This is a genomic window from Pseudogulbenkiania sp. MAI-1, assembly GCF_000527175.1.
Classification (GTDB): domain Bacteria; phylum Pseudomonadota; class Gammaproteobacteria; order Burkholderiales; family Chromobacteriaceae; genus Pseudogulbenkiania.
On the sequence record NZ_AZUR01000001.1, the window covers coordinates 2,227,260 to 2,253,841 of the forward strand.

29 protein-coding genes and 1 other RNA gene are annotated in these 26,582 nt (G+C 64.1%); 22 read left to right on the plus strand and 8 right to left on the minus strand.

From position 1 onward, the window contains the following. The first annotated feature begins 50 nt into the window (after nt 1-50). Entirely contained in the window at nt 51-1,541 is a 1,491-nt protein-coding gene (locus PSEMAI1_RS0110445) for an aldehyde dehydrogenase (protein WP_024302823.1), read from the plus strand. 62 nt (nt 1,542-1,603) lie between these two features. Here the strand turns inward: PSEMAI1_RS0110445 and PSEMAI1_RS0110450 are convergent, their stop codons facing one another. Beyond that, nucleotides 1,604-2,089, minus strand: coding sequence for a YajQ family cyclic di-GMP-binding protein (locus tag PSEMAI1_RS0110450; RefSeq protein WP_024302824.1), 486 nt, complete (start codon nt 2,087-2,089; stop codon nt 1,604-1,606). A gap of 152 nt (nt 2,090-2,241) precedes the next feature. On the opposite strand from PSEMAI1_RS0110450, the gene PSEMAI1_RS0110455 reads away from it, so the two are divergent. From PSEMAI1_RS0110455 to PSEMAI1_RS0110465, 3 genes are all read left to right on the plus strand, one after another. Continuing rightward, on the plus strand, nt 2,242-2,883 hold the full coding sequence (locus PSEMAI1_RS0110455; RefSeq protein ID WP_024302825.1) for a LysE family translocator: 642 nt from the start codon (nt 2,242-2,244) through the stop codon (nt 2,881-2,883). 83 nt (nt 2,884-2,966) lie between these two features. Beyond that, nucleotides 2,967-3,194, plus strand: a complete 228-nt coding sequence (locus PSEMAI1_RS0110460; RefSeq protein WP_024302826.1) for a hypothetical protein — start codon at nt 2,967-2,969, stop codon at nt 3,192-3,194. Nucleotides 3,195-3,424: 230 nt separating this feature from the next. Next, nucleotides 3,425-7,975, plus strand: coding sequence for an AAA domain-containing protein (locus PSEMAI1_RS0110465; RefSeq protein ID WP_024302827.1), 4,551 nt, complete (start codon nt 3,425-3,427; stop codon nt 7,973-7,975). 71 nt (nt 7,976-8,046) lie between these two features. Here the strand turns inward: PSEMAI1_RS0110465 and zigA are convergent, their stop codons facing one another. Continuing rightward, on the minus strand, nt 8,047-9,285 hold the full coding sequence (gene zigA, locus PSEMAI1_RS0110470) for a zinc metallochaperone GTPase ZigA (RefSeq protein WP_024302828.1): 1,239 nt from the start codon (nt 9,283-9,285) through the stop codon (nt 8,047-8,049). Nucleotides 9,286-9,512: 227 nt separating this feature from the next. Between zigA and PSEMAI1_RS0110475 the strand changes: the two genes are divergently transcribed. The 4 genes from PSEMAI1_RS0110475 (at nt 9,513) to PSEMAI1_RS0110490 (ending at nt 12,013) form a co-directional block, all read left to right on the plus strand. Then, nucleotides 9,513-10,121: an HD family hydrolase gene (locus PSEMAI1_RS0110475; RefSeq protein ID WP_029770627.1), complete on the plus strand. Its 609-nt coding sequence runs from the start codon at nt 9,513-9,515 to the stop codon at nt 10,119-10,121. A gap of 97 nt (nt 10,122-10,218) precedes the next feature. Continuing rightward, a complete protein-coding gene (locus tag PSEMAI1_RS0110480; RefSeq protein ID WP_024302830.1) occupies nt 10,219-10,533 on the plus strand; it encodes a metal-sulfur cluster assembly factor in 315 nt (104 codons plus the stop codon). Continuing rightward, nucleotides 10,530-11,621, plus strand: coding sequence for a hypothetical protein (locus PSEMAI1_RS0110485; protein ID WP_024302831.1), 1,092 nt, complete (start codon nt 10,530-10,532; stop codon nt 11,619-11,621). Before PSEMAI1_RS0110480 ends, PSEMAI1_RS0110485 begins: the two co-directional genes overlap by 4 nt. Beyond that, nucleotides 11,618-12,013 carry a hemerythrin domain-containing protein gene (locus PSEMAI1_RS0110490; protein WP_024302832.1) on the plus strand — a complete coding sequence of 132 codons (396 nt, stop codon included), beginning with the start codon at nt 11,618-11,620 and terminating at the stop codon, nt 12,011-12,013. The genes PSEMAI1_RS0110485 and PSEMAI1_RS0110490 overlap by 4 nt, the downstream gene beginning before the upstream one ends. Here PSEMAI1_RS0110490 and bamE read toward each other — a convergent pair. Further along, on the minus strand, nt 12,010-12,297 hold the full coding sequence (gene bamE, locus PSEMAI1_RS0110495; RefSeq protein ID WP_024302833.1) for an outer membrane protein assembly factor BamE: 288 nt from the start codon (nt 12,295-12,297) through the stop codon (nt 12,010-12,012). The genes PSEMAI1_RS0110490 and bamE overlap by 4 nt on opposite strands. A gap of 282 nt (nt 12,298-12,579) precedes the next feature. On the opposite strand from bamE, the gene PSEMAI1_RS0110500 reads away from it, so the two are divergent. The 6 genes from PSEMAI1_RS0110500 to PSEMAI1_RS0110520 all read left to right on the plus strand — a co-directional run bounded on the left by PSEMAI1_RS0110500 (nt 12,580) and on the right by PSEMAI1_RS0110520 (nt 16,119). Further along, nucleotides 12,580-12,783, plus strand: a complete 204-nt coding sequence (locus PSEMAI1_RS0110500; protein ID WP_008952804.1) for a cold-shock protein — start codon at nt 12,580-12,582, stop codon at nt 12,781-12,783. A 101-nt stretch (nt 12,784-12,884) separates the two neighbouring features. Then, nucleotides 12,885-13,451, plus strand: coding sequence for a DUF1415 domain-containing protein (locus tag PSEMAI1_RS0110505; protein WP_024302834.1), 567 nt, complete (start codon nt 12,885-12,887; stop codon nt 13,449-13,451). A 94-nt stretch (nt 13,452-13,545) separates the two neighbouring features. Further along, nucleotides 13,546-14,307 carry a hypothetical protein gene (locus tag PSEMAI1_RS0110510; RefSeq protein ID WP_024302835.1) on the plus strand — a complete coding sequence of 254 codons (762 nt, stop codon included), beginning with the start codon at nt 13,546-13,548 and terminating at the stop codon, nt 14,305-14,307. A 170-nt stretch (nt 14,308-14,477) separates the two neighbouring features. Next, a complete protein-coding gene (locus PSEMAI1_RS0110515; protein WP_024302836.1) occupies nt 14,478-15,341 on the plus strand; it encodes a dienelactone hydrolase family protein in 864 nt (287 codons plus the stop codon). 99 nt (nt 15,342-15,440) lie between these two features. Further along, nucleotides 15,441-15,539, plus strand: an RNA gene (gene ffs / locus PSEMAI1_RS21240) — signal recognition particle sRNA small type. Nucleotides 15,540-15,783: 244 nt separating this feature from the next. Continuing rightward, nucleotides 15,784-16,119 carry a DNA-binding transcriptional regulator gene (locus tag PSEMAI1_RS0110520; RefSeq protein WP_024302837.1) on the plus strand — a complete coding sequence of 112 codons (336 nt, stop codon included), beginning with the start codon at nt 15,784-15,786 and terminating at the stop codon, nt 16,117-16,119. Between the two features lie 67 nt (nt 16,120-16,186). On the opposite strand, the gene PSEMAI1_RS0110525 is transcribed toward PSEMAI1_RS0110520, so the two are convergent. Further along, complete coding sequence (locus tag PSEMAI1_RS0110525) at nt 16,187-16,636, minus strand: universal stress protein (protein WP_024302838.1); 450 nt, start codon at nt 16,634-16,636, stop codon at nt 16,187-16,189. A 118-nt stretch (nt 16,637-16,754) separates the two neighbouring features. Between PSEMAI1_RS0110525 and PSEMAI1_RS0110530 the strand changes: the two genes are divergently transcribed. The 3 genes from PSEMAI1_RS0110530 (at nt 16,755) to xerC (ending at nt 18,674) form a co-directional block, all read left to right on the plus strand. Next, entirely contained in the window at nt 16,755-17,204 is a 450-nt protein-coding gene (locus tag PSEMAI1_RS0110530) for a thioesterase family protein (RefSeq protein WP_024302839.1), read from the plus strand. Continuing rightward, nucleotides 17,201-17,620, plus strand: a complete 420-nt coding sequence (locus PSEMAI1_RS0110535) for a hypothetical protein (RefSeq protein ID WP_024302840.1) — start codon at nt 17,201-17,203, stop codon at nt 17,618-17,620. The genes PSEMAI1_RS0110530 and PSEMAI1_RS0110535 overlap by 4 nt, the downstream gene beginning before the upstream one ends. A gap of 85 nt (nt 17,621-17,705) precedes the next feature. Further along, nucleotides 17,706-18,674 carry a tyrosine recombinase XerC gene (gene xerC, locus PSEMAI1_RS0110540; RefSeq protein WP_024302841.1) on the plus strand — a complete coding sequence of 323 codons (969 nt, stop codon included), beginning with the start codon at nt 17,706-17,708 and terminating at the stop codon, nt 18,672-18,674. Nucleotides 18,675-18,725: 51 nt separating this feature from the next. Here the strand turns inward: xerC and PSEMAI1_RS0110545 are convergent, their stop codons facing one another. Genes PSEMAI1_RS0110545 through orn form a run of 3 tightly spaced genes read right to left on the minus strand, consistent with a single transcriptional unit; the run spans nt 18,726 to nt 21,457 of the window. Further along, the gene (locus PSEMAI1_RS0110545; RefSeq protein ID WP_024302842.1) at nt 18,726-19,226 is read right to left on the minus strand and encodes a CinA family protein; all 501 of its coding nucleotides are present in this window, start codon (nt 19,224-19,226) and stop codon (nt 18,726-18,728) included. Beyond that, a complete protein-coding gene (gene pgi / locus PSEMAI1_RS0110550) occupies nt 19,216-20,865 on the minus strand; it encodes a glucose-6-phosphate isomerase (RefSeq protein ID WP_024302843.1) in 1,650 nt (549 codons plus the stop codon). The genes PSEMAI1_RS0110545 and pgi overlap by 11 nt, the downstream gene beginning before the upstream one ends. Nucleotides 20,866-20,911: 46 nt before the next feature. Then, nucleotides 20,912-21,457, minus strand: coding sequence for an oligoribonuclease (orn, locus tag PSEMAI1_RS0110555; RefSeq protein WP_024302844.1), 546 nt, complete (start codon nt 21,455-21,457; stop codon nt 20,912-20,914). Nucleotides 21,458-21,531: 74 nt separating this feature from the next. Here orn and PSEMAI1_RS0110560 point away from each other — a divergent pair, with 74 nt between their 5' ends. The 5 genes from PSEMAI1_RS0110560 (at nt 21,532) to PSEMAI1_RS0110580 (ending at nt 25,455) form a co-directional block, all read left to right on the plus strand. Next, complete coding sequence (locus PSEMAI1_RS0110560; protein ID WP_024302845.1) at nt 21,532-22,779, plus strand: M48 family metallopeptidase; 1,248 nt, start codon at nt 21,532-21,534, stop codon at nt 22,777-22,779. Then, nucleotides 22,776-23,105, plus strand: coding sequence for a 4a-hydroxytetrahydrobiopterin dehydratase (locus PSEMAI1_RS0110565; RefSeq protein ID WP_024302846.1), 330 nt, complete (start codon nt 22,776-22,778; stop codon nt 23,103-23,105). Before PSEMAI1_RS0110560 ends, PSEMAI1_RS0110565 begins: the two co-directional genes overlap by 4 nt. Next, nucleotides 23,102-23,974 (plus strand): ribosome small subunit-dependent GTPase A, encoded by an 873-nt coding sequence (gene rsgA, locus PSEMAI1_RS0110570; RefSeq protein ID WP_024302847.1) that lies wholly within the window; start codon nt 23,102-23,104, stop codon nt 23,972-23,974. The genes PSEMAI1_RS0110565 and rsgA overlap by 4 nt, the downstream gene beginning before the upstream one ends. Nucleotides 23,975-24,096: 122 nt before the next feature. After that, a complete protein-coding gene (locus tag PSEMAI1_RS0110575; protein ID WP_024302848.1) occupies nt 24,097-24,834 on the plus strand; it encodes a beta-ketoacyl-ACP reductase in 738 nt (245 codons plus the stop codon). A gap of 123 nt (nt 24,835-24,957) precedes the next feature. After that, on the plus strand, nt 24,958-25,455 hold the full coding sequence (locus PSEMAI1_RS0110580) for a GAF domain-containing protein (RefSeq protein WP_024302849.1): 498 nt from the start codon (nt 24,958-24,960) through the stop codon (nt 25,453-25,455). On the opposite strand, the gene PSEMAI1_RS0110585 is transcribed toward PSEMAI1_RS0110580, so the two are convergent. Further along, complete coding sequence (locus PSEMAI1_RS0110585) at nt 25,452-26,507, minus strand: DNA-binding protein (RefSeq protein WP_024302850.1); 1,056 nt, start codon at nt 26,505-26,507, stop codon at nt 25,452-25,454. The genes PSEMAI1_RS0110580 and PSEMAI1_RS0110585 overlap by 4 nt on opposite strands. Nucleotides 26,508-26,582 lie beyond the last annotated feature (75 nt).

The window sequence follows — 26,582 nt, forward strand, 5'->3', positions numbered from 1 at the left end:
CGCCGCCGTCCAGCACCGGCGGCGACGCCGCCCCTCACCTGGAGAAGCCCATGTCTCGCACCCATGCCGAATGGAAGCAACTGGTCGCGTCGCTGCGCATCGAGGGCCGGCTCTTTGTCAACGGCAGCTACGCCGCCGCCAGCGATGGCCGCACCTTCGACTGCCTCAACCCGGCCAACGGCCACAAGCTGGCCGAGGTGGCCTGGGCCAGTGAGGCCGACGTCGACGCCGCCGTCGCGGCCGCTCGTCACGCCTTCGAGTCCGGCGCCTGGTCGGGCCTGCCGCCGCTGAAGCGCGGCCGGATCCTGAAGCGCTTCGCCGCGCTGATCCGCGAGCACGCCGACGAGCTGGCGCTGCTGGAAACGCTCGACATGGGCAAGCCGATCGGCGATTCCACCACGGTGGACGTGCCGGGCGCGGCCTATTGCGTGGAATGGTTCGCCGAGGCGATCGACAAGGTCGGCGGCGAAGTGGCGCCGGTCGACCCCAAGCTGGTCGGCCTGGTCACGCGCGAGCCGGTCGGGGTGGTCGCGGCGGTGGTGCCGTGGAACTTCCCGATCCTGATGGCGAGCTGGAAGTTCGGCCCGGCGCTGGCCGCCGGCAACGCGGTGATCGTCAAGCCGTCCGAGAAGTCGCCGCTGACGGCGATCCGGCTGGCCGGGCTCGCCAAGCAGGCCGGCATCCCCGACGGCATCTTCCAGGTGCTGCCGGGCGCCGGCGACGTCGGCAAGCTCTTGGCGCTGCACATGGGGGTGGACTGCATCGCCTTCACCGGCTCGACCGCGGTCGGTAAGCTGATCGCCGGCTACGCCGCGCAGTCCAACCTGAAGCGCGTCTGGCTGGAGCTGGGCGGCAAGTCGCCCAACATCATCCTGGCGGACTGCCCCGACCTCGCCCGCGCCGCGCGCACCGCGGCCGGCGCGATCTACTACAACATGGGCGAGATGTGCACCGCCGGCTCGCGCGTGCTGGTACAGCGCAGCATCAAGGAGCGCTTCCTGGAAGAATTCAGGAAGGCCGCGCAAAGCTACTACCCGGCCGACCCGCTCGACCCGGCCGCCAGCATGGGCGCCATCGTCGACCGGACCCAGTTCGACAAGGTGCTGGCCTACATCGACCAGGGCCGCAACGAAGGCGCTGCGCTGATCTGCGGCGGTCAGGCGACGCTGGCCGACAGCAAGGGCTACTTCATCGAGCCGACCGCTTTCGACTGCCCGCGCCCGAACCTGACCATCTGCCGCGAGGAAATCTTCGGCCCGGTGCTGTCGGTGATCACCTTCGATACCGTCGACGAAGCGATCCGCATCGCCAACGACACCGAATACGGTCTGGCCGCGGCGGTGTGGACCGCCAACGTGAGCACCGCGCACCAGGTATCGCGCCGGCTGCGCGCCGGCACGGTCTGGGTGAACTGTTACGACGAGGGCGGCGACATGAACCTGCCGTTCGGCGGCTTCAAGCAGTCCGGCAACGGCCGCGACAAGAGCCTGCACGCGCTGGAGAAGTACACCGAGCTGAAGAGCACGCTGATCAAGCTGTAACGGCTGGCCGAAAACGCAAAAAAGGCACCGCGGTGCCTTTTTCGTTGCGACCCGAACCGCGTTCAGTCGCGGAAGTTGTTGAACTGCAGCGGGAAGTCGGTGATTTCCTTGCGCATCATGGCGATCACTTCCTGCAGGATGTCGCGCTTGGCACCGCTGACGCGCACCGCGTCGCCCTGGATGCTTGCCTGCACCTTGAGCTTGGAATCCTTGATCAGCTTGACGATCTTCTTGGCCAGATCGCCCTCGATGCCTTCCTTGACGGTCACCGCCTGCTTGATCTTGTTGCCGCTGACCTTCTCGATCTTGCCGTAATCGAGGCAGCGCACGTCCACACTGCGCTTGGCCAGCTTGTTCAGCAGGATGTCCTTGACCTGGTCCAGCTGGAATTCGGCGTCGGCGAACAGGGTCAGCACCTTGTCGGCGGACTCGATGCGGGCGTCGGTGCCCTTGAAGTCGTAACGGGTGGAGACTTCCTTGTTGGCCTGGTCCACGGCGTTGCGCACTTCCACCACATTCACTTCGGAAACGATATCAAAAGACGGCATAGACGGTTTTACCTCGCAGATTCGAGCGCAAAATTCTAGTGCCTGCGCCATGAAAAGTCATCTTTCAGCCAGGCGTCCCCGCCGTGTCTTGTCAGGCGCCGGAAGCCGGCCGATGATGGAAGCCGTTCATTGCCCCTGCGAGAGACCCCGCCATGCTACTGACCCCCGAACAACTGGCCGGCTTCACCATGGCCGCCATCCTCATCACGCTCTCCCCCGGCCCGGACAACCTGATGGTGCTGAGCCTCGGCATCTCGCGCGGCAAGAAACAGGGGGTCGCCTTCGGTCTGGGCTGCGCGCTGGGCTGCATCAGCCACACCCTGCTCGCCGCGCTGGGCATCAGCGCGCTGATCGCCGCCTCGCCGCTGGCCTTCACCGCGCTCAAGATCGGCGGCGGCGCCTACCTGGTCTACCTCGGCGTACAGGCGCTGCGCAGCCCCGGCGCGAGCTTCCGGCCCGGCGCGCCCGGCCAGGGGCCGGCCAATCCGGCGCTGAGGGTGTTCGGCAAGGGCCTGCTGGCCAACGCCATCAACCCCAAGGTGGTACTGTTCTTCCTCGCCTTCCTGCCGCAGTTCGTCGACGCCGGCCGCGGCATGGTGGGCTGGCAGACGCTGGTGCTGGGTCTGATCTTCACCTTGCAGGCGGCGGTGCTGTTCGGGCTGCTGGGCTATTTCTCCGGCCACGTCGGCCAGTGGCTGCAGCGGAAACCCAGCATGAGCAAGTGGCTCGACCGCCTGGCCGGCAGCATCTTCGTCGCGCTCGGCCTGCGCCTGATCCTGTCGCGCAATCACTGACGCCACCATCGTCCGGGCGGCATCAGCCCCCGGGGCTCTGCCCTCCTTTATCGACTACCATTCAGGGAAAGGAGGGTGCGATCATGAAATGCTGGACCTACGATACCCAATACGGCCCCTTCGACATCGTCCCGCTCGACGGCAGCTATCACATCATGCACGAGGGCGAGGCGCTCGGTGCCTACCCGACGCCGGAAGATGCCGCCCGAGCGCTGGCTGAGGGGAGTTCTTCCTGGCCGCCATTCGGCGACCCGCGCGACCTGGGCATCCCGGCCGATCTGGCCCAATGGCACTGCCGACCACTGACCTGACGACACAGAGTCATCGCTTCTCGTTACCGCGGATCGTTGCTGCGGATTTTTCCTGCCGGCCACTTGTCATTCCGACTGGCCGCCCCGGATAACGCCGCCAATCCACGGCATATCCCCGCCACCCGCCCCTCGCGGCGTACAAACCGTGAGGGGCTTCGCGCTACAATGCGGCATTGATTGTTTTTATCCGGCCAACAACCCCTATTGCATAGACTCGCCGCATCCACCCTATGACCGTCCTGCAACGCCTTGCCGCCCTGATCCAATTTGTCCAGCACACCGCCCGCCTGCGCGCCGCTCCGGTCACCGATCTCGCCAAACATGGCGACTTCCTCGCCCATGAACACGAACTGCGCGATCTGCCCGGCATCACCCTGAAGGGGGAAGACGACGAGGGCGAGGAAGTCTGGCTCGCCGTCGAGCGCCTGCATCCACTGCCCGCCCCCGTGCCGGAAGCCCCCTTATTGCAGCTATGGCTGGAACAGCCGGCACCGACACAGAAAGGGACGATCAAACCGCCGGCTCTGGCCTTGGCCGTTCCCGTCACAGCGTTGGAAACACTCGGCTACGCCCGTGGCGAACCATCCGAACCGGCCGCCAAGGTGGCTCTGGCCGATTTCGCCGACCGTGTGCGTCTCGAGGCCCTGTTCGAAGCCTATCGCAGCGGACCGTGGCAAGCCTGGGCCAACGAAGAGCAGCGCCGACAGAAGACCATGGCGCTCTACAACCAGCTGTTCCGCCTGAAACAGACGCTGGACGGCATGATCGCCGACAGCCAACTGGAAATCGTCTGGGGCAGCGGCATCGCGCTCTGGCTCAAAGACGGCGTGCGGCTGAGCTATCCCTTGCTGACCCGCCCGGTCGAGCTGGCGCTCAACACCCGCACCATGGCGCTGGAATTGCGCCCGCGCGAGCTGCCCGCCAGCCTCGAATCCGACGCATTGAATGCTCTCGACGTGGCGGGTCTGGCCGATTTCGAACGCCAGGCACGGCAATGGCTGGCGAACGCCGCTGAGGATTACTCGCCGTTCGATGCCGACAGCTATCGTCCGCTGCTGCAGGCGGCCGCCACTCATCTCGACCCCGATGCCCGGCTGGTGCCACGCACGCCGGACGCCGCCCCTGTCCCGCTGCCGCCTCCCGGCGAGCCGCTGCAACTGGTCGACGGCTGGGTCGTGTTCGCCCGGCCGCGCACCGCCAACCTGCTGGTACAGGATCTGCAGCGCTTCAGCGACGCTCTCCCGCCCCAGCCTGAAACGCTGCCCCCGGCGCTGGCCCAGCTCTTGAGCGAACCCTCGAACCAGCACCTCGACTGCCCGCTGCCGGCCTTCCGCGGCCTGTCCGTGGTGAACGGGGGTTCCCGCGGCGATACGGTGCGCGACCTGTTCTTTCCCAAGCCGTTCAACGATGAGCAGGTACGCATCGTGCAGATGCTGGACCAGCACGACGGCGTGGTGGTGCAGGGCCCACCGGGCACCGGCAAGACCCACACCATCGCCAACATCATCTGCCACTACCTGGCCCAGGGTCAGCGCGTACTGGTGACGTCGATGAAGGAGCCGGCGCTCAAGGTACTGGAAGAGAAGCTGCCCGAGGCCATCCGGCCGCTGGCGATCAGCCTGCTGGCGGGCGAACGCGAGGAAGCCAAGCAGTTCGAGTACTCGGTCAACAAGATCGCCGCCGAAATCCAGACGATCGACCGCACCGCACTCGCCCGTTCCATTGCCGCACTGGAAAGTGCCATCGACAGCCTGCACGGCAACCTGCAGCGGGTGGATCGGGAAATCGACCAGTGCGCCGCACGCCAGTTGCAACCGCTGATGCTCGACGAGGAACAGATCGACCCCTTGCGCGCCGCCGAGCAGGTAAGCGCTCTGGGCGAACGGCTGGCTGTGGTGCCCGACGAACTCTCCGCCGACGCACACCACCGCCCGCAGTTCGACGGCGACGCCATTGCCCGGCTGCGCGCGGCGCGGTGCCAACTCGGCCCGGCGCTCGCCTACCTCCCGCATGTCCTGCCCGACCCGGCCGAACTGCCCGAGGCGAGTGCGCTGCGCCAAGCGCACCAGGACCTGCAGCAAGCCGCCCGGCTGCAGCAGGACATCGCCAGCGGCGCCGTGCCGGCTCTGGCCGACGGCGCACAGGAACAGGCGGCGGGCTTGGCCGATGCGCTGCGCGAGCTGTCAGCGCGGCAGGTCGAGATCGCCAACGCCGCCATGCCGTGGACACGCCCCTGCCTGGATCTGCTACGCCTGCCGGCATGCGCGGCCATGCTGCGGCTGCTGGAAGAATGGGACGCTGCCGCCGAAGCCGAGCTGGCACGCCGCCCGCAGTTCCTGCAACGCCCGGTGACACTGCCCGAAGGACTGGAGCAGGACGCCGAACTGGTCGGTGCCATCGCTCAGCTCGCCGCTGGCCACAGTGCCTTCGGCCTGGCCGGCTGGTTCGGCAAAGGCGAAGCGAAGAAGAAACTGGCCCTGGTCGAAGTGCTGGGACAACCTGCGCAGACGACAGCCGACTGGAGCCAGGTCGCCGCCCATCTCCAACACCGCCAGGCGCTGCGCCGACTGCTGCTGCGCTGGAACGCCATCGCCACCGAGTTCGGCGCCGAACCGCTCTCCAGCACCGACCCCCTGCTGGTCGAGCGGGCGCGCGAGCGCTGCCGGCTGATCCGGCGTATGGCCGAGGCGGTGCAACTGGAAGCCTCAACGCTGCCCCGCCTGCGCCTCTGCCTGCCCAATCCGGCTTGGCCCGAAACGCTGCTGGAGCACCCGCAACGGCTGCTCGAGGCCCAGCGCGTGCTGCTGCATCACCTCAGCTGCCAGCGGCTGCAAGGCGCCGATGCGATGCGGGAACGCCTGCTGGCCCTGGGCCGCCGCAGCGGCGGCGCCTGGACGGAACAGCTGACCGCCCTCGCTGCCCGGCTCGGTTCGCCCACACTCGCCAAAGACGCGTTGGAGCAGTCGTGGCAGGAGCTGGAAACAGAACTTGCGGCCCTACACGCCCTGCGCCCAGCCTTCGACACCGTCCGCGCCGAGGTGCGCCGCATCGCCCAGTCCGGCGCCCCGCAATGGGCGCGCCAGCTCTGCCTGCTGCCAACCGAGGATGACGCCGATGCGTTGCTACCGGACGATTGGGCCGCGCTGTGGCGCGCCAAACGCCTGCGCCACGCCCTGCAGCAATTGGACAGCCGTGCCCGCCTCAAGGCTCTGGCGACAGAACGCCGGGATCTGGAAAAGCAGTTGGCGCAGTCCTACCAGGAGTTGGTGGCCCAGCGCACCTGGCTCAAGCTGGCCGACAACGCCACGCCCGAGGTGCGCAGCGCGCTCGGGCTCTATTCCGCCGCCATCCGACTGATCGGCAAGGGCACCGGCAAACGCGCCGTACGCTACCGCCGCGATGCACGTGCCGCCGCAGCCAAGGCCACGCCGGCGATTCCATGCTGGATCATGCCGCATTACCGCATCTCCGAATCGCTGCCGGCCGAGTTCGGCTGCTTCGATCTGGTAATCGTCGACGAAGCCTCGCAGTCCGACCTGAGCGCGCTGCCAGCGCTGCTGCGTGCCAAGAAGGTGCTGGTGGTCGGCGACGACAAGCAGGTCTCGCCGGAAGGCGTGGGGCTGGAAGAGGACAAGGTGCTGACGCTGATGCAGCGCTTCCTGGTCGACCAGGTGGCGCTGTACCGCCCGCTGATGACGCCGGAACGCTCGATCTACGACCTGTTCAAGGTAGTGTTCGCCGCCAGCTCGGTGATGCTGAAGGAGCACTTCCGCTCGGTCGGCCCGATCATCGAATACGCCAAGCGCGAGTTCTACCACCACGAGCTCAAGCCGCTGCGCCTGCCCACCGCCAGTGAGCGGCTCGACCCGCCACTGATCGACGTGCTGGTGGAGGACGGCCACTGCGGCAACGACAACTGCAACCGCGCCGAAGCCGCCTACATCGTCGAAGAAATCCGCCGCCTCGCCGCCAACCCGGCCACCGCTGGCCGTTCCATCGGCGTGGTGTCCTTGCTGGGCGACAAGCAGGCGATCAAGGTCTGGGAGCTGACCCGGGAAGAACTGGGCGAAGAGCTGATGGCGCGCCACGACATCGCCTGCGGCGATGCGCGCACCTTCCAGGGCAAGGAGCGCGACATCATGTTCCTCAGCATGGTAGTGTCCGGCAAGCCGCACGCGGTGACGCGCGACAGCTTCGCGCAGCGCTTCAACGTCGCCGCCTCGCGCGCCCGCGACCGCATGTACCTGGTGCGCAGCGTGGACATCGGCCAGCTGAGCCCGGCCGACGAACTGCGCCGCAAGCTGATCGAGCACTTCCACACCCCCTACCTGCTCGACCAACAGCAGGTAGCGGACCAGCGCCAGCTATGCGAATCGCCGTTCGAGACCGAGGTCTACGACGAGCTGACCCGGCGCGGCTTCAAGGTCACGCCGCAGGTCAAGGTCGGCGGCTTCCGCCTCGACCTGGTGGTGGAAGGCGAGCGCGACGCCCGCCTCGCCATCGAGTGCGACGGCGACCGCTACCACGGCGCCGCGCAGTGGCCCGACGACATGCGCCGCCAGCGCACCCTGGAGCGCGCCGGCTGGCAGTTCTGGCGCTGCTTCGCCTCGACCTTCGTGCTCGACCGCGAAGCCGTGCTGCAGGACCTGCTCGCCACGCTGGCCGCGCGCGGCATCGAACCGATGGCCACGGTACAGCGGAAGACGAACCAGCACGTCGAACGACGCCACTTCCGCCATAGCCCCAAGACCGACACCCCCGCCGACCTCGTACCCTCCTGAGCGGCTCTACCAGCACGTCACGCCCGGCCGAAGCCCGTACCCGATGCGGCTTCGGCCGAGCTTGGCGACGATCAGACCGCTTCGCCCTCCTCCTCACCGATACGCCATGCCGGGAACGGGTCGGGCATGGTTCGAAGCGCCTCGAATGGCATGGCCAGCTCCTCGTCGCTCAGCAAGCAACGGTCGAAGGCAGCCGTCAATGCGACCTGGTCCATACCCATGCCAATCAGCACGATCTCCTGCTGACGGTCGCCGAACGTCTCGTCCCAGCGCTCCCGGATCATCGCCAGGCTCTCCTCGTCGTCCGGCCAGTCGGCGTTATCGACCGCCGCCCACCACAACCCGCCCGCGCTGTGGCGCGACACCGCCCCGGCCTGCGACCACACCCCGGCGAAGTCGGGCCGGCTGGCCAGCCAGAAATAGCCCTTGGAGCGCACCACCCCCGGCCAGGCGCTGCCCAGCCAATCCCACAAACGCTGCGGATGGAAGGGCCGGCGCGCGCGATAGACGAAACTGGCGATGCCATACGCCTCAGTCTCCGGCACATGCTCGCCACGCAATTCCTGTAACCAGCCCGGCGCCTCGGCGGCAGCGTCGAAATCGAAGCGTCCGGTATCCAGCACGCGGTCCAGCGGCACCAAGCCGAAAGCGCTGTGCACGATGTCGGCACGCGGGTTGAGACTCTTCAGGATGCCCTCCAACCGCGCCAACTCCCCCACGTCGACCAGATCGGTCTTGTTCAGCACGATCACGTCGCAGAATTCGACCTGCTCCACCAGGAGATCGACCACGTTGCGCCGGTCCTCTTCGCCCATGGTCTCGCCACGCTCGGCCAGGCTGTCGCGCGAGGCGTAGTCGCGCAGGAAGTTACAGGCGTCGACCACGGTCACCATGGTGTCGAGCCGCGCCACGTCGGACAGGCTGACGCCGTCGTCGTCGCGGAAGGTGAAGGTCTCCGCAACCGGCAGCGGCTCGGAAATGCCGGTGGACTCGATCAACAGGTAATCGAAACGCCGTTCGCCGGCCAGCCGGCGGATTTCCACCAGCAAATCCTCACGCAACGTGCAGCAGATACAGCCGTTGCTCATTTCCACCAGCTTTTCCTCGGCACGCGACAAGGCCGCCCCGCCCTGCTTCACCAGTTGTGCATCGATGTTCACCTCGGACATGTCGTTGACGATCACCGCCACCCGCTTGCCCTCGCGGTTGTTCAGGATGTGATTGAGCAAAGTGGTCTTGCCGGCGCCGAGAAAGCCCGACAGCACGGTGACGGGCAGCCGCGAATCGCCGAATGAAGACGGTGTGGTCATGGTGGTTCTCCAGTAAACACGGAATGTGGGGGCGCCCAGCCGGAAGAAGGAAACCCGAGCCACCAAGCACGCTCGCGAAAAGACATGTCCCGGCCGGCACGTCAGAAGCATCGAAGTTGGCTGGCATATTATTTGTTACTGTATAACATTGCAACAGGTACCGCCGATGTTGCCTCACCGTGAAGCCCTGTATCATGCCGCCATCTCGTCCTCGTCCAGAACCCGCCATGACCCCGGATTACACCCAGCTGGAACGCCAGATCGCCTTCATCCTGGAAATCGACAAACTCAAGGGCGTGCTGCGCAAGAACAAGCCGATCACGCTGGAGCGCCATGAAAACTCGGCCGAACACAGCTGGCAGGTCGCGCTGCTGGCGATGGCGCTGCAACCGCACGCCGACGAACCGCTCGACATCGACCGGGTCATCCGCCTGCTGCTGGTGCACGACATCGGCGAAGTCGACACCGGCGACACCATCGTCTACGCCGAAGGCGGCGAGGCCGAGCGCAAGGCCGCCGAACTGGCCGCCGTAGAGCGCATCTTCGGCCTGCTGCCGTCGGAACAGGCCGCCGAGATGCTGGCCCTGTGGCAGGAGTTCGAAGCCAACCAGACCGCCGAGGCGCGCTTCGCCAACGCCATGGACCGGCTGATGCCGATGCTGCTCAACCTCAACCGCCAAGGACAAAGCTGGCGCGAGAACGGCATCCGCAAGGAACAAGTGATGGCCAAGGCGGTGAGCAAAGTGCAGGCTGGCTGTCGGCTGGCTGGCGACTGGGTGGCCGGGCAAGTCGAAGCCGCCGCCGCCAAGGGCTATTTCGACCCTGCTCGGGACTGAGCCCCCCGTCAGGTCGAAAAAACTTGAGCGCGCTCATGGTGCGGACGGCATAGCCGGCATTACGCTAGGCAACACCAACCCACCTCTTGGAGATGTAATGGACCTGCCTGACGACACCGCCGTGATGAACGCGCTGAGCGAGGTGATCGACCCCGAGATGGGAGTCAACATCGTCGACCTCGGGCTAATCTACGGCATCGAGCGAGCTGGCAACGCCCTGACCGTGCGCATGACCATGACTTCGCCGGCCTGCCCGATGGGCGCCATCATCGAGGAAGACGTCCTCGCCGAACTTTACCATCTGGCCCCAACCGCCTGCCTGTCGGTGGAGCTGGTATGGGAACCTGCCTGGACCCCGGAGCGGATGAGCGACAAGGCGCGCCACATCCTCGGCTGGGAAAGCGGGACATGAGTACGACCGCCAGTCCGCGCCCGGTCTGGCTGCTGTTGCTGATGCCCTTGCTGCTGGTCGCGGCGTTGCTGGGCGGTCTGGCGCGCGTCGGCATCATGGCACCGGCACTGCCGCCGGAAGCCGTGATGCACCACGGGCCGCTGATGGTATCGGGCGTGTTCGGCGCGCTGATCTCGCTGGAGCGTGCCGTGGCGCTGCGCCGGCACTGGGCCCTCAGCGGACCACTCTGCGCCTTCCTTGCCGGCGGCCTGCTATTGCTGGGCGCTCCATGGTGGCTCGCCGCGATCGGCTTTTCGCTCGCCAGCTCCGTGCTGCTGGCGGCCTCGCTGCTGATCTGGCGCGTGCAACCGGCTGATTTCACCCGCCTGCTGGCTGTCGCCGCCCTGCTCTGGCTGGTCGGCAACCTGGCCTGGCTGGCTGGCCGGCCGGTTTGGAACGTCGTCGGCTGGTGGATGGGCTTCCTGCTGCTGACCATCGTCGCGGAACGGCTGGAGCTATCTCGCCTGCTGCGCCGCCCACCCTACGCCGCTCCACTGCTGAACGGGCTGCTGGCGCTCTGGCTACTGGGCATGCTGGCGGCGACATGGCTGCCGAAACTCCCCGGACTGCCACTGGTCGGGCTGAGCCTGATCGGCATGGCCGCTTGGCTGGCCCGGTACGACCTCGCCCGCCGCACCGTGCTCCAGCGCGGCCTGCCGCGCTACATCGCCATCTGTCTGCTGGCAGGCTACGTCTGGCTCGGCGTGGCCGGCCTGTTGCTGCTCGGTGGACAAGCCCTGCAGCCCGGCCCCGGCTACGACGCCATGCTACACGCCCTGTTCGTCGGTTTCGTGTTTTCCATGGTGTTCGGCCACGCGCCGGTCATCCTGCCGGCGCTGACCGGCTGGCGCGTGCCTTACCGCCCGGCCCTGTACCTGCCGCTGGCCCTGCTGCACGGCTCGCTGCTGCTGCGCCTCGCCGGCGACCTGCTGGGCCGCTTCGACTGGCGCCAGGCCGGCAGCCTGCTCAACGGCGTCACCCTGTTGCTGTTCCTCGGTCTGATGATCGCGCTGGTCAGACTCGGCAAAACCGGAAAGAAAGCCCCATGAAACGCCATCCCGCGCTGGTTCCGCTCTCCCACGAGCATCACCACAACCTCTCCTTCGCCCAGCGCCTGCGCCGCTCCTTCCTGAATGGCGACGACAGCGAACGGGTGGCGCTGCTGGACATCTTCCGCCAGCAGTATGCCGCACCGCTGGAGCAACACTTCCAGCTCGAAGAAGCCTGGCTGCTACCCCGTCTGGAAGAAACAACGGGAAAGCGGTTGCTGACCGAACACCGCGAGTTGCGAGAATTGGCGGCCGCTCCTTCGACGGATCCCTTGAGGTTGGCGGATGCTTTGATCGCTCACGTCCGCTTTGAAGAGCGCGAGCTGTTCCCTTGGCTGGAGCAACACCTGTCTGCCGAACAGCTGACGGCGCTGGCGACGCGACTCGGCTAATAGGCCGACGTCGTGGCAGCCGTGTCGATCTGCTTGCTGACCACCTTGTCGTTGACGAAGCGCACGGTAATCACCGTCTTGCCATCCCGCCACGTGGCGGTCCCGCCGGAGAAGCCCAGCAGGCTGGCACTGCTGACGTCGGAGGGTTCGCCCAGGATGTCGACCACCTGCTGCCGCGTCATGTCATCCTGGATCTTCTCGAAGTTGGCCGGCGTCACCTTGCTGCAGGCAACCAGAAACAGGGCAAAAAACATCACGGCAAGTGACTTCGACAGGGCTTTCATGAGCAATCCTCAAAATGGGGCTGGGGGGCCACAGCATAACAAAAGACGGGAAGCCCGCCAGCGTCAAGACAATGAGGCATGGACAGCCGGCTGAGCGATTATTTTCCGGCCGCACACAGAAATCGCTTGCCATGGGCAGCAACTCGGTGCACTATCCTCCACGCAAGATTTTCAAGTCGTAGATGTGTAGTTGTCGTCTGGCCTAAGTCCGTACCTCAGTTCGCCATTTCCCTTGATTTTCATGCACTTAAGTTCAATCGTTTTTTATAGATGGGAAATACCATGGCAACTGGTACCGTTAAGTGGTTCAATGACTCCAAAGGCTTCGGCTTCATCACCCCGGACGAAGGCGGCGACGACATCTTCGCTCACTTCTCCCAGATCAAGGCCAACGGCTTCAAGACCCTGGCCGAAAACCAGCGTGTTAGCTTCGACGTGACCATGGGTCCGAAGGGCAAGCAAGCTTCGAACATTCAGCCGCTGTAATTCTTACCGCGACTAAGCGTTTCAGAGAAAACCCGGACTGGTTCCGGGTTTTTTCATGCCTGTCTACAATAAGTCCATTCCCTTACCCGCCGGACCTCGACATGACCACTCCCAGCGACAACGACATCATCGCCGCCACCCGCCTCTGGGTGGAAAAAGCCGTCATCGGCCTCAACCTGTGCCCGTTCGCCAAATCCGTCTACGTCAAGAACCAGGTGCGCTTCGTCGTCAGCCACGCCCCGCACATCGACGCGCTGCTGGAAGAGCTCGAACGCGAGCTGCAACTGCTCGCCGACACCGATCCGGAAGAGATCGACACCACCCTGCTGATCCACCCGGACATCCTGACCGACTTCCTGGACTACAACGACTTCCTCGACATTGCCGATGAGGTCGTCGAAGAACTGGGCTACGCCGGCACCTTGCAGGTCGCCAGCTTCCACCCGGACTACCAGTTCGAAGGCACCGAAAAAGACGACATCGAGAATTACACCAACCGCTCGCCCTATCCGACACTGCACCTGCTGCGCGAAAGCAGCATCGACCGCGCGGTCGAAGCCTTCCCCGAAGCCGACGCGATCTACGAAAAGAATATCGAGACGATGAAGCGACTGGGACACGAAGGCTGGGCGGCGCTGGGGTTCGACAACCCATCCAAGCCGCACTGAGCCCGGCTCATGGGGCAGGCACCGCCGCCGATGCTTGCCTCAACCACCCCCACCATGCAACATACGGCGAGACCGTTACCGCGCCAGGCCTCCCGTGCCCCACATCCACCGCTCTCTCGTCCGCTTGATCTCGCTGAGCCTGCTCGGGCTGCTCGCCGCCTGCTCCGCCCCGCCGGGAAAGAAGCCGGTCAGCGGTGATGGTTTCAGTATCGAACAACTAGGGCAGAGCGACGGCAACCGCGTGGCCAACCTGATCATGCGCGACAACCTGGACAGCCTGAGCCTGCTGCTCGACAAGCTCTACAAGCGCAACCCATCCAGCTGGCGGGCCGCCGGCCTGGACAGCCGCGAAGAAGCGCACCGGCAAGTCATGCAGGCCATCCGCCATAATCAGCCGCTGCCGGCGCTGGGCAAGGTGCGCGCGGTAGCCGCACTCACCACGGCGTTCGACCCGAACTTCAAGGGTGACCGCGCCGGCACCCTGGTTTACGGTCTGGGCAGCATGCTGCTCGACAGCTACGGCGGCAAGACCGAGCACTACCTGCTGGATGGCCTCGACGCCGGCAAGCTCGCCAACGCTTCCTACAATATCGAAGTGGCGGCGTGGCTGCTCGCCACCCGCAAGGGAGGAGACGGCAAGCCCCTGCTGCTGGCGAACGAACTCACCGAGACCGAGCGCAACCTGACGTTCGAGAGGGAATTCGGCAAGATCGTCGGCCGGCTGGACCTCCTGGCCGCCTTCTCCGACGAGAAATACCGCCGCGCCGCCATCAACTACGGCCAGGTTCTGGTGGGCGCGCCCCTGCTGCAGTTTTTGCCACTCGACGCCGCCTCGGCAGCCGTCACCGCCCCCTAAGCGTCCGTCACTGTCCGGGAAGACATGCACGCCCATGCCCTGCCCTCCCGAGGATGGCGAATGAACTGCGCCCGCCTGACGAACACTGGGAACAGGCCCTGCAGCGTTCCCTGGTCGACCCTACGGATTTGATCTAGCATGCTTTCACCACCCAGCCGGAGAATCGCACCATGCTCCCGACCCAATTCCCCACCCCCGACGCCGACGACGAACGCCGCCATTTCTTGCAACTGGCGATAGGCGCGGGCTTTGCGCTCGCCGTTCAGCCCGTCATGGCCGGCACCATCGTCACCGACAGCGCCGGCCTGACCACAGGCCCTGTCGGCGTACCGGTGAAAGACGGCACCCTCCCCGCTTACATGGCCCGGCCGGCCACCCCCAAGGGGGCTTTGCCTGTCGTTCTGGTCGTTCAGGAAATCTTCGGCGTGCACGAGCACATCCAGGATCTGTGCCGGCGGCTCGCCAAGGCAGGCTACCTTGCCATTGCTCCCGAACTCTATTTCCGCCAGGGAAACCCGCGTCAGTACACCACCACGGAAGAACTCATCGCCAAGCTTGTCAGCAAGGTCCCGGACAAACAGGTCATGCAGGATCTCGACGCCACGCTGGCCTGGGCGGGCAGCAACGGCGGAGATGCCAAGCGCGCAGCCATTACCGGCTTCTGCTGGGGCGGACGCATCGTGTGGCTGTACGCCGCGCACTCGCAGTCGATCAAGGCCGGCGCGGCATGGTACGGCCGGCTGACGGCCGCCAGCAGCGACATGACCCCCAAGCACCCACTGGACCTCGCGGATCAGTTGCAGGCCCCTGTACTAGGCCTGTACGGAGGACTCGACAAGGGCATCCCTGTCGACACCGTCAAGGACATGCAAAACCGGCTCGCCAAGGCCGGCAGCCCTTCGCGCATCGTCCTATACCCGAATGCCGAGCACGGCTTCAATGCCGACTACCGCCCCAGCTACAACGCCGAGGCCGCCCGTGACGGCTGGAGCAAGATGCTGAACTGGTTTGCTGAGCATGGTGTCAAACCATGATCCTGCCACCCGTTTCATGCCGGAGCGCAGAATAGCTGCATTCCCGAAATAAGCACTTGTCAAACCCATGTTAAAGGGATATAATTTTTAACCTTCAATGGCGGGCCTCCCCGCATTGCACAATAGCGAACCTGGTCAGGTCCGGAAGGAAGCAGCCACAGTTATTCAGTGCAAGTGCCGGGGGTCGGGCTCGCCACCCCTCCCTCTTTTTGCTTTGCAAAGACCAGCAGTCCAGCCGGACGATCAGCTGTTCCCGTCGCCCAGGCAACCGGTTCTGTCGGCTTGCAACATAAGGAATGCGCGATATTCCAACAGGGAACACGGGAACTAAATTTTTTTGCGCACTCTAATATTCCTAATGGATTTTTTCTGCTATTTTTTATATAGCAGCACCCAATAAAAACACTTATCAAGACCGGTTACCAATTTTACGAGGCTTACCATGAAACTGTTTGAGAAAATCACCAATCCCCGCGAGATCCGGCGCAAACTTGGCCTGAACCAGCAGGAATTCTGGAGCCGCATCGGCGTCACCCAATCGGGCGGTTCCCGCTATGAAAGCGGCCGCAACATGCCCAAACCGGTACGCGAACTGCTGCGTCTCGTTCATGTCGAGCAAGTGGATCTGACCCGGGTACGCCGCGAGGACTTCGAAATCGTCGAATACCTCAAAGAGACCCACCCGGACCTGTACAAGAGTCTGCGCAAGGCGGTACGTGCCAAGCTGGACGCGACGGAAGGCTCCACCTCCTCGTCGTCGGAATCGGTTACCGGCTGATAGCCAGCCGCCCCTCCCCGGTGTCCCGCACCGAGGAGGGGCCAGCGCCGGGCCCGGGCCGGGTGCATCAATCGCCGGCGTTACGCACCAGAAGCACCGGAACGTCGACTTGCTTCAGAACGCCTTCGGCCACACTGCCCATCAAGAGATGCATCAGGCCGCTCCAGCCATGCGTCCCCATGACGACCAGATCCGCCTGCCAATTCTGCAGGTCCTCGATCAGCACCGAGGCAATCTTGTCGCCCCAGCTTTCCAGAATCTTTCCTTCTGCCTGTACGCCCAAGGTCTGTGCCCTGGACTCGGCCTGGGACAACACCTTCTCACCGGCCTGCTTGATCGAAGCCTGCAACTCCGATGCATCGAGGAACTCGGTCCCCCCCCAACCAAACTGGGCCAGGTCGACGACATGGGCGAGACACACCTTGGCGCCGACTTCTTTTGCAAGCTTGCAAGCCTCAGCCAAGGCCAGGTTGGAAGTTTCACTATCATCCACCGGTACGTAGATTCGCTGGTACATGACACGCTCCTTGTTGACAATGTCCTACCGACCGCAATGTATCAAAACCGGCACGTTCCCTTGTTGATGCAGGTTAAGGACGTGAGTAGACTCTTCCGTATTTGATCCGGAACCGACCATGGCCCGCATCGAGATCCCCTTGCCAGAGGCATTCGTTTTCGAAACTCTCCTCGATATCAGGATAGGTGATATCAATTACGGGGGACATCTCGCCAACGATGCCCTACTACGGCTGGCTCACGAGGCCCGCCTTCGGTTCTTCAAGACTCACGGATATAGCGAGCTCGACGTGGAGGGCCACGGCATCATCATGACCGATGCCGCCATCGTCTACAAGGCAGAGGTTTTTCATGGCGAAACCTTGCATTTCCAGCTAGGCTTTGCCGACCCCAACAAATACGGTTTCGACCTGATTTATCAGGCAAGCCATGGTAAGACCGGGCATGAAGTGGCAAGATTGAAAACCGGGATCGTCTTCTTCGATTACGACAAACGGAAGATCGCGCCCATGCCTGGGGTGTTTGTGACGCGCTTTCTGCGAGAACAACAAGGAGTAGTGGCATCATGAGACCTTACCCGCCCAACAGTTCCGAAGCCATAGCCCGATTGCTGGCCATGTTCCTGGTCACCGATGGCGAAATGGATCACCATGAAATCGAAGCGCTCGAGGAACTGAACGTCTACGATGTTCTGGGACTCACCCGCAAGCAATTCATGGATGTGCTGATCAGCTATTGTGACGACATCTCGGACGAGGCCGATGAACAGGATGGCACCATCCATCTCATCGACAAGGAACGCATCGACGACTTGCTGGCGGATGTCACCGACCGCAGCCGGCGCATTCTGGCCTGCGCCCTGGCCATCGACGTCACCAAGTCCGACGGCCAGATCAGCGACCCGGAAATGGCCCTGCTGCGCTACATGATGGACTCATGGGCGATCACCCTCGAGGATATCGAGAACGAATTCGTCAGGCAGTAGCCTCTCCCCACGAGCATCCACGCAGCCGCCCCTCCGACAACCGGGCGGCTTTTTGCTGCCCTGCCCGCCACCAAGACTCTTTGCCATGTCCACATACCCCGAGGACCGCCCCACCCCACCGGAAGGACCGGTTGCCGCCCAAGCCTGGGAACAGCAGATTGCCGCTTACGATCTGGCACTGCAACTGGCCGGCAAGAGCCCGCATACGCGCAGCGCCTATCGCCGCGACCTGCAGGCCCTGGCCGCCTTGCAACCCGGGCCGGCTCCTGCCGCACTTACGGCGCAGCATATCCGTCTCGCCGTGGCCCGACTCCACGCCAAGGGCCTGGTCGGTCGTAGCCTGGCGCGCATGCTGTCCGCCTGGCGGGGATTTTTCGACTGGCTGATCGAGAAGAAACAGACCGTGGCAAACCCCTGCCAGGGTATTCGCCCACCGAAAAAGCCCAAAACACTCCCCAAGGCCCTGCCGGTCGATGCCGCCAACGCCCTGCTCGATGCGCCGGCCGATCCCGAAGACGAACTGGCTCTGCGTGACAAGGCCATGTTCGAGCTGCTCTACTCCTCCGGCCTGCGCCTGTCGGAGCTCACCGGCCTCGATCTGGACGACCTCGACCTGGCGGAAGGCCTGCTCACTGCGCACGGCAAGGGCAGCAAGACCCGCATCCTGCCGATCGGACGCCAGGCCAGAGCAGCACTGGAAGAGTGGCTGGCCATCCGCCCCGCCGCCCCCGGCGAGCGCGCCGTCTTCACCGGCAAGAGCGGGCGCCGCCTGTCCGGGCGCCAGGTAGAGAAGCGCCTGGAGCAGTGGGCCCTACGGCACGGCAGCGATCGCCACGTGCATCCGCACATGCTGCGCCACTCCTTCGCCAGCCACCTGCTGCAATCGTCCGGCGACCTGCGCGCCGTGCAGGAACTGCTCGGCCACGCCAACCTGTCCACCACGCAGATCTACACCAGCCTCGACTTCCAGCACCTGGCCAAGGTCTACGACGCAGCCCACCCGCGCGCCCGGCAGGGAAAAGCAAAGGGCCCATGCAGCGACGAGGAGGCATGAAAAACGCCGGAAAAACCGGCGTTCACGTGAAGAGGCAGCTCGAGCACAGGCTCATGCCGTCAGAGATTGCCGATCGATCGCCTGTATCAGCCGCGACAACGCCGTTTCCACCGCCTGCCGGCGCACCGCCAGCCGGTCGCCGGTAAAATGGCAGACGAACGCCTCGGCCGCACCGTGGCGACTCGCCAAGGCGAACCACACCATTCCCACCGGCTTGGCGGCGGAACCGCCCGTCGGTCCGGCGATGCCCGACACGGCCAGCGCCCAGTCGGCGCCGGAACGCTGCAGAGCCCCATCGGCCATTTCCCGCACGGTGCGTTCGCTCACCGCCCCGTCTGCGTCCAGGGTCTCGGCCCTGACGCCGAGCAACTGCTGCTTGGCGTCGTTGCTGTAGGTCACGAAGCCGTAGCCGAACCAGGCTGAGCTGCCGGCAATATCGGTAATGGCGCCGGCGATGCGCCCAGCCGTGCAGGACTCGGCCAGCGTCACGCTTTCGCCGCGCGCCAGCAGGCGCTCACCCAGTTGGCGAGCCAGTTCGAACTCAGTGCTCATGACGACTCCGGAAGTGGGCGATCAGGCCGTTGGTGGAACTGTCGTGCCTCAGTTCGCCGTCGGACGACAGCTCCGGCAGGATGCGCCGCGCCAGCTGCTTGCCATACTCCACGCCCCATTGGTCGAAAGAATTGATCCCCCAGATCACCCCCTGCACGAACACCTTGTGCTCGTACAAGGCCATCAGCATGCCCAGCGCGTGCGGCGTCAGCTTGTCGATGGCCAGCGTGTTGGACGGCTGATTGCCGGGGAACAGCTTCTGTGGCAGCAGCATGTCGAGGCGGTCGCCCGACAGATCGGACAGTTCCGCCATCACCTCGGCCTCGGCCTTGCCGCGCATCAGCGCCTCGGTCTGCGCCAGGCAGTTGGCCACCAGCACGGCATGCTGCTGGTCGACCCGGTAGTGGCTGTTCATCGGGACGATGAAGTCGCACGGCACCAGACGGGTCCCCTGGTGCAACAACTGGAAGAAGGCGTGCTGGCTGTTCACCCCCTCCTCGCCCCAGATCACCGGGCCGGTCTCGAAATCCAGCCGCTCGCCATAGCGTCCCACCCGCTTGCCGTTGGACTCCATGTCCAGCTGCTGGATATGCGCCGGCAAACGGCGCAGGCCGTGGTCGTAGGGCATGATGGCGTGAGTATGCGCGCCGTAGAAGGTGTTGTACCAGACACCGATCAGCGCCAGGATCACCGGCATGTTGCGCTCGAACGGCGCGTTGAAAAAGTGCTGGTCCATCGCATGACCGCCGGCCAGGAACTCGGCGAAACGCTCGAAGCCCACCGCCAGCATCACCGGCAGACCGATGGCTGACCAGACCGAATAGCGCCCGCCGACCCAGTCCCAGAAGCCGAACATGTTCTCCGGATCGATGCCGAATGCCGCGACGGCTTCACCGTTGGTCGACACCGCGACGAAATGACGCGCGATATCCGCCTCCGTTGCCGACTGCAGGAACCACTGCCGCGCCGCCCGGGCGTTGAGCAGGGTTTCCAGTGTGGTGAACGACTTCGAGGCCACGATGAACAGCGTGGTGCGCGGATCGAGTTTCTCCAGCGTGCGGGCGATATGCTGCCCATCGACGTTGGAGACGAAGTGCACCGTCAGGTCGGGATGGGCATATGGCCCCAACGCCTCGGCCACCACCAGTGGCCCCAGGTCGGAGCCGCCGATTCCCAGGTTGACCACGTCCTTCACCGGCAAACCGGTGTAGCCGCGCCATTCGCCGGAACGCACCCGCTCGCTGAAGCGGCGCAAACGCTGCAGCACCGCATGCACCTGCGGCACCACGTCCACCCCACCCACCTCCAGCGAGGCGTCCGCGGGTAGTCGCAGCGCCGTGTGCAGCACCGCGCGATCCTCGCTGACATTGATGCGTTCGCCGCGGCGCATCGACTCCATCCAGCCCCGCAGGTTCACCGCTTCGGCCAGCTCGAACAGCAGTTCGAAGGTGCGCTCGGTCATGCGGTTCTTGGAGTAATCCAGCAGCAGACCGTCCACTTCCAGCGAAAAACGCCCGAAACGTTGCGGGTCCAGCTGGAACAGCTCGCGCATATGCATGTGGCGCGTGGCGCGCTGGTGCTGATGCAGCTTGGCCCAGACCGGGGAACTGTTGATGTCGTGACGGCGGTAATCCAGCATCGGAAAATCCAGTGGAAACGGCCCGCTCAGAGCGGGCCGGCAAGGCTCAGAGCTTGATGAAATGTTCGCGGTAGTATTTCAATTCCTCGATCGATTCGAGGATGTCGGCCAGCGCCTGGTGACGGCCTTTCTTCACCACGCCGCGCGCCACCTCGGGCTTCCAGCGCTTGCACAGTTCCTTCAGCGTGGAAACGTCCAGGTTGCGGTAATGGAAGAACACCTCGAGCCGCGGCATGCCGCGCGCCATGAAGCGGCGGTCCTGGCAAATCGAGTTGCCGCACATCGGCGAGGTCTTGGCCGGAACGTATTCCTGCAGGAACGCCAGCATCAGTTCCTCGGCATCGACCTCGCTCAGGGTAGAGGCCTTGACCCGCTCGATCAACCCGGATCGGGCGTGTGTCGATTTGTTCCACTCGTCCATGCCATCCAGCACGCTGTCCGGCTGGTGAATCGCCAGCACCGGCGACTCGGCCAGCACGTTGAGCTGGCTGTCGGTGACGACCGCGGCGATCTCGATGATGCGGTCGCTATCGGGATTCAGGCCGGTCATTTCCATGTCGACCCAGATGAGGTTGTTTTGATCTTGTGCCATACTGATCCATCTTTCTAAACGATCGTATTTTCCGCGATTGCCGCACATCCGGCAAACACCGCGCACTTTTTCTCATGACAGACGCCTTTACCTACGCCTTCCTGCTCGCCCTCGGCGCCTCCCTGGCGCTCAAGCTGTGGCTGGCCCGGCGCCATACCCACCACATCCTCAGCCATCGCCAGCATGTTCCCGCCGGCTTCGCCGACAGCATCCCGCTGGATGCGCACCAACGCGCGGCCGACTACACCGTCGCCAAGACTCGGCTTGGCATGGTCAACGCGGTTGCCGATGCCGCATTGATCCTGATCCTGACGCTGGGTGGCGGCTTGCAGCAGCTCTGGCACTTCTCGGCCAGCCTCGTCGAGGCCGACATCCTGCGCGGGCTGATCCTGATCGGTTCGGTCAGCCTGATTTCGGGCGTAGTCACCTTGCCGTTCAGCCTCGCCAGCACCTTCGGCATCGAGGCGCGCTTCGGCTTCAACACGATGACGCCCCGGTTGTTCCTCCTCGACCTGATCAAGCGCTCGCTGCTGGGTGTGCTGATCGGGGCGCCGCTGCTACTGCTGGTACTGTGGCTGATGTCGATGATGGGCAGCCTGTGGTGGCTATGGGTATGGCTGCTCTGGAGCGGTTTCAGTGTGCTGCTGGTCGCCCTCTACCCGACGCTGATCGCCCCCCTGTTCAACAAGTTCCAGCCGCTGCAAGACGAGGAACTGAGTCAACGCATCGACACGCTGCTCGCGCGCTGCGGCTTCAAGAGCCAGGGCATCTTCGTCATGGACGGGTCCACCCGCTCCAGCCACGGCAACGCCTACTTCACCGGCTTCGGTGCGAGCAAGCGCATCGTATTCTTCGACACGCTGCTCGAGCGCCTGGAGCACGACGAAATCGAGGCCGTGCTGGCCCACGAGTTGGGACACTTCCGCAAAAAGCACGTCACCAAGCGCATCGCGCTTACCTTCGTGCTTTCCCTGGGCTTCCTGTTCATTCTCGGCCAACTGATCGGCGCCCCCTGGTTCTACCAGGGCCTGGGCCTGACGAGCCAGAGCAATGCCCTGGCCCTGGTGTTGTTCTTCATGGTGATACCCGCCTTCACCTTCCCGCTGACGCCGCTGTCCAGCATGTTGTCGCGGCGCCATGAATACGAGGCCGACGATTTTGCCGCCGACCAGGTCTCTGCCGATGCGCTGGCCTCGGCCCTGGTCAAGCTGTACCGGGACAATGCTTCGACGCTGACCCCCGATCCCTTGCATTCGGCCTTTTACGATTCGCACCCGCCGGCGGCGCTGCGCATCGCCCACCTGAAAGGAGAGCCCGCATGAATCTCGTTCAAATGCATTGCCAAGCCCAGCACGGCAAGAGCCCGCTGGACAGTGCCACCCAGCAACAACACCTAGCCACCCTACCCGGCTGGGAGATCCAGGGCATCGAGCTCACCAAGACCTTCCGTTTCGGCAACTATTACGAAACCATGGCCTTCGTGAACGCCCTGGCCTGGATTGCCCACCAGGAAGATCACCATCCGGACCTGTCGGTCCATTACAACCGCGCCGTCGTCCATTTCAGCACCCACGACGCCAACGGTCTCACCCTCAACGACTTCATCTGCGCGGCGAAAACGGAAGCCCTGCTGAACAGACCTTCATGAAACAAACCGGACAGATCATCCGCAGTTACGGCCGCCGCTTCATCGTCGAAACCGCCGGCCGCACCTACGACTGCACCACCCGCGGCAAGCGGGTCGATTACGCCTGTGGCGACTTCGTCGACATCCTGATCCAGAACGAAGAGCAGGCCGTCATCGAAGGTGCACAGGAACGGCGCAGCCTGCTCTACCGCCAGGACGACTGGAAAACCAAGATGATTGCGGCCAACGTGACGCGCATTCTGTTCGTGACGGCGGCGGTGCCCACCCCCAGCGAGGAATTTCTCAACCGCGGCCTGATTGCCGCCGAAGCTGCCGACATCGAACCCATCATCCTGGTCAACAAGTCGGACCTGCCGGAAACCGCCGTCTGGCTGCAAAAGCTCGAAATGTACCAGGAACTGGGCTACCACATCCTCAGCCTGTCGGCCAAACGGAGCGTGGACGAATTGCGTCCGCTGCTCTCCGGCCACACTTCGGTTTTTGTTGGACAGTCCGGCATGGGCAAGTCCACGCTGACCAACGCGCTACTGCCCGATGCCGGCGCCCGCATCGGAGACATTTCCACCGCGCTGGACTCCGGCCGGCACACCACCACCCATGCCGCGCTGTACCATCTCGATGAAGACAGCCATCTGATCGACTCTCCCGGCCTGCAGGAATTCGGCCTGAAGCACCTGGAAGCGGTTGATCTGGTTCATTATTTCCCGGAAATGCGTCCTTTTATCGGACAGTGCCGTTTTCACAATTGCGCGCATCTGGCCGAGCCGGACTGCGCCATCAAGGAAGCCGCCAAAAGCGGAAAAATAAGCCAGTTTCGCATGGAATTGTTACAACGTCTAACGAGCGAGCTCAACAAGATAATCGCATAAATTATGCGAATGCACTGACGATTTACAAAGGCTGGCAATGTCTCTATTCTCCTGTTCAAAGAGCTGGATAACTAGCGACCTCCCCCTGAGGGCGCACAATTGACACTGACAGGAGACGAGTAATGGCAAAGCGAATTGCATTGGTTTCGGGCGGCATGGGCGGTATCGGCACGTCCATTTGCAAGGCCCTCGCCGCGGCAGGCCATATCGTGGTAACCACTTACAGCAAACCGGGCAAGGAACAAGCCTGGCTGGCCGACATGAAGGAGGCCGGCTATCAGGCTTACGCCTACCAGTGTGACGTCACCGACACCGCCGCCTGCCAGGCCATGGTCGAGAAAATCACCCAGGAAGTGGGTCCGGTCGACATTCTGGTCAACAACGCCGGCATTACCCGCGACGCCACCTTCAAGCGCCTGACCAAGGAAGACTGGAGTGCCGTCATCAGCACCAACCTGGACTCGGTCTTCAACATGACCAAGCCGGTGATCGACGGCATGATGGAGCGCGGCTGGGGCCGCGTGATCAATATTTCGTCCATCAACGGCCAGAAAGGCCAGTTCGGCCAGACCAACTACTCCGCCGCCAAGGCCGGCATGCACGGCTTCACCATGGCTCTGGCCCAGGAAGTAGCCAAGAAGGGCGTGACCGTCAACACCATCTCCCCCGGCTACATCGCCACCGACATGGTCATGGCGGTGCCGGAAGACGTGCGCAACAAGATCATCGCGCAAATCCCGGTGGGCCGCCTGGGCAAGCCGGAAGAAATCGCCGGCCTGGTCTCCTACCTGGCTTCTGACGTGTCCGGTTTCATGACCGGCGCCAACCTCGCCATCAACGGCGGCCAGCACACCATGTAATCATCACGGCTGCGGCCGCAACGGCCCGACCGGAGCGCCTGTCACGCTAGACAGGCAGCCCGGTCGGGCTTTTTCATGGCAATATGTCCACCCCCAACGACACGCCCCGCATCGAGACCCGAGATGGCCGAACAACTGATTATCGAAGGCAACAGCAAGACCGAAAAATACCAGGCACTGCTGCCGCAAACGCAATCCCTGCTGGCACATGAAACCGACCAGACCGCCGCACTGGCCAACCTGTGCGCCGCCCTCAAGATGACTTTCGACTGGCTATGGGTGGGTTTTTACGTCGTCAAGAACGGCGAACTGGTGCTCGCTCCGTTCCAAGGGCCGATCGCCTGCACGCGCATCCCGTTCGGCAAGGGCGTCTGCGGCACGGCGTGGCAAGAGAACCGCACCCTGGTCGTGCCCGACGTCGATGCCTTCCCGGGGCATATCGCCTGCTCGTCGAGCTCCCGTTCGGAGATCGTCGTCCCGGTACACGCCCCGGATGGCCAGGTTGCTGCCGTGCTGGATGTCGACTCCGAGTATCTGAACGAGTTCGACGAGATCGACGCCCGCTTCCTCGAAAGCATCGTGGCGCCGCTTGGCCGGCTGTTCGCGGAGTCGCACCTTTAACGCGGCACCCGCGCCTCCAGCCATTGCCGCAAGGCCATGACATCCATAGCCGAGACCTCGGCCGCCTCGCCGCCAAGGTCCCGGACCAGCTGTTCGAGATATTCCTGCAGGACGGCCCTGCGCTCCGTCTCCGAACGGCTGACCACGGATGACATTTCCAGCAACTGCTCGTTGAGCCGATGCCGGGCCTGCGTCTCGTTGTCCAGCATGCGCTGCAGCTGATCGCGCTGCTCCTCGAGCGTTTCGAGGCGTGCCGACAAGCGCCCGCACTCCCGCTCGCGATCGGTCAGCCGCTCCTGCCATTGGGCATTCATCCGGCTCGCCTCCTTGCGGGCGGCGGCCAGCTCCCCCTCCAGGCGCCCCACCTCCGTCTTCATCTGCTGGCGCTCTTCCTCCACCTGCTCGTAAAGACGCACGCGCAAGCCCTCCAGGCGCTCATAAGCCAGCGCCTCGCGCCGCGCGCTTTCTTCTTTTTCCTGCTGGACAAGGCGCCCGGCCTGTTCCTTGAACTCGGAGAACCGCCCCTCGGCCTCTTGCCGGATCTTGTCGGCCTGGGCCAACGCCTTCTCCAGTGCGGACTCCCTGTCTCGCAGCGTCTGCTCCAACGATGCCCGCTGCGCCTCCTCGGATTTCAGCTGCGCCGCCATGGCGGTCAGCTTGGCCGACTCCATATCCAGTTCGTGCCGTGCGGCGACCAGGGCAAGTTCGGCGTTCTCGAGCGCGTGACGCGATTCCTCGTGCGCCTTCTTTTCTGCCGCCAGCTCCGCCTGCCACTCCTGCCGGACCGACTCCAGGCGGCTGTCGGACTCGTCGCAGGCGCGCTGCCAGACCTGCTCGAAGGCTTCGGCCAAGCCCGCCGGCCAGTCCGGCCGGCGCGAGGACACCGCCATGCGCGACAGGAACTCCTGCCGCCACTCCTTCAGCGTATTGTTGATCGTGGTGTTCGATCCGGTACCCAATCGTGCACGGACTTCGATGACCGTCGGCCAAACACCCTCACCAACCAGCTCAAACGCTACCTGACGAATGCGGGAATAAATATCCGCCCCCATCTACTCACCCCTTCCTCGCGGTTGCCAAGATCGCCGCTGCGTCAAAAAATCAGCGCGTGATTATAAAGACTTTCA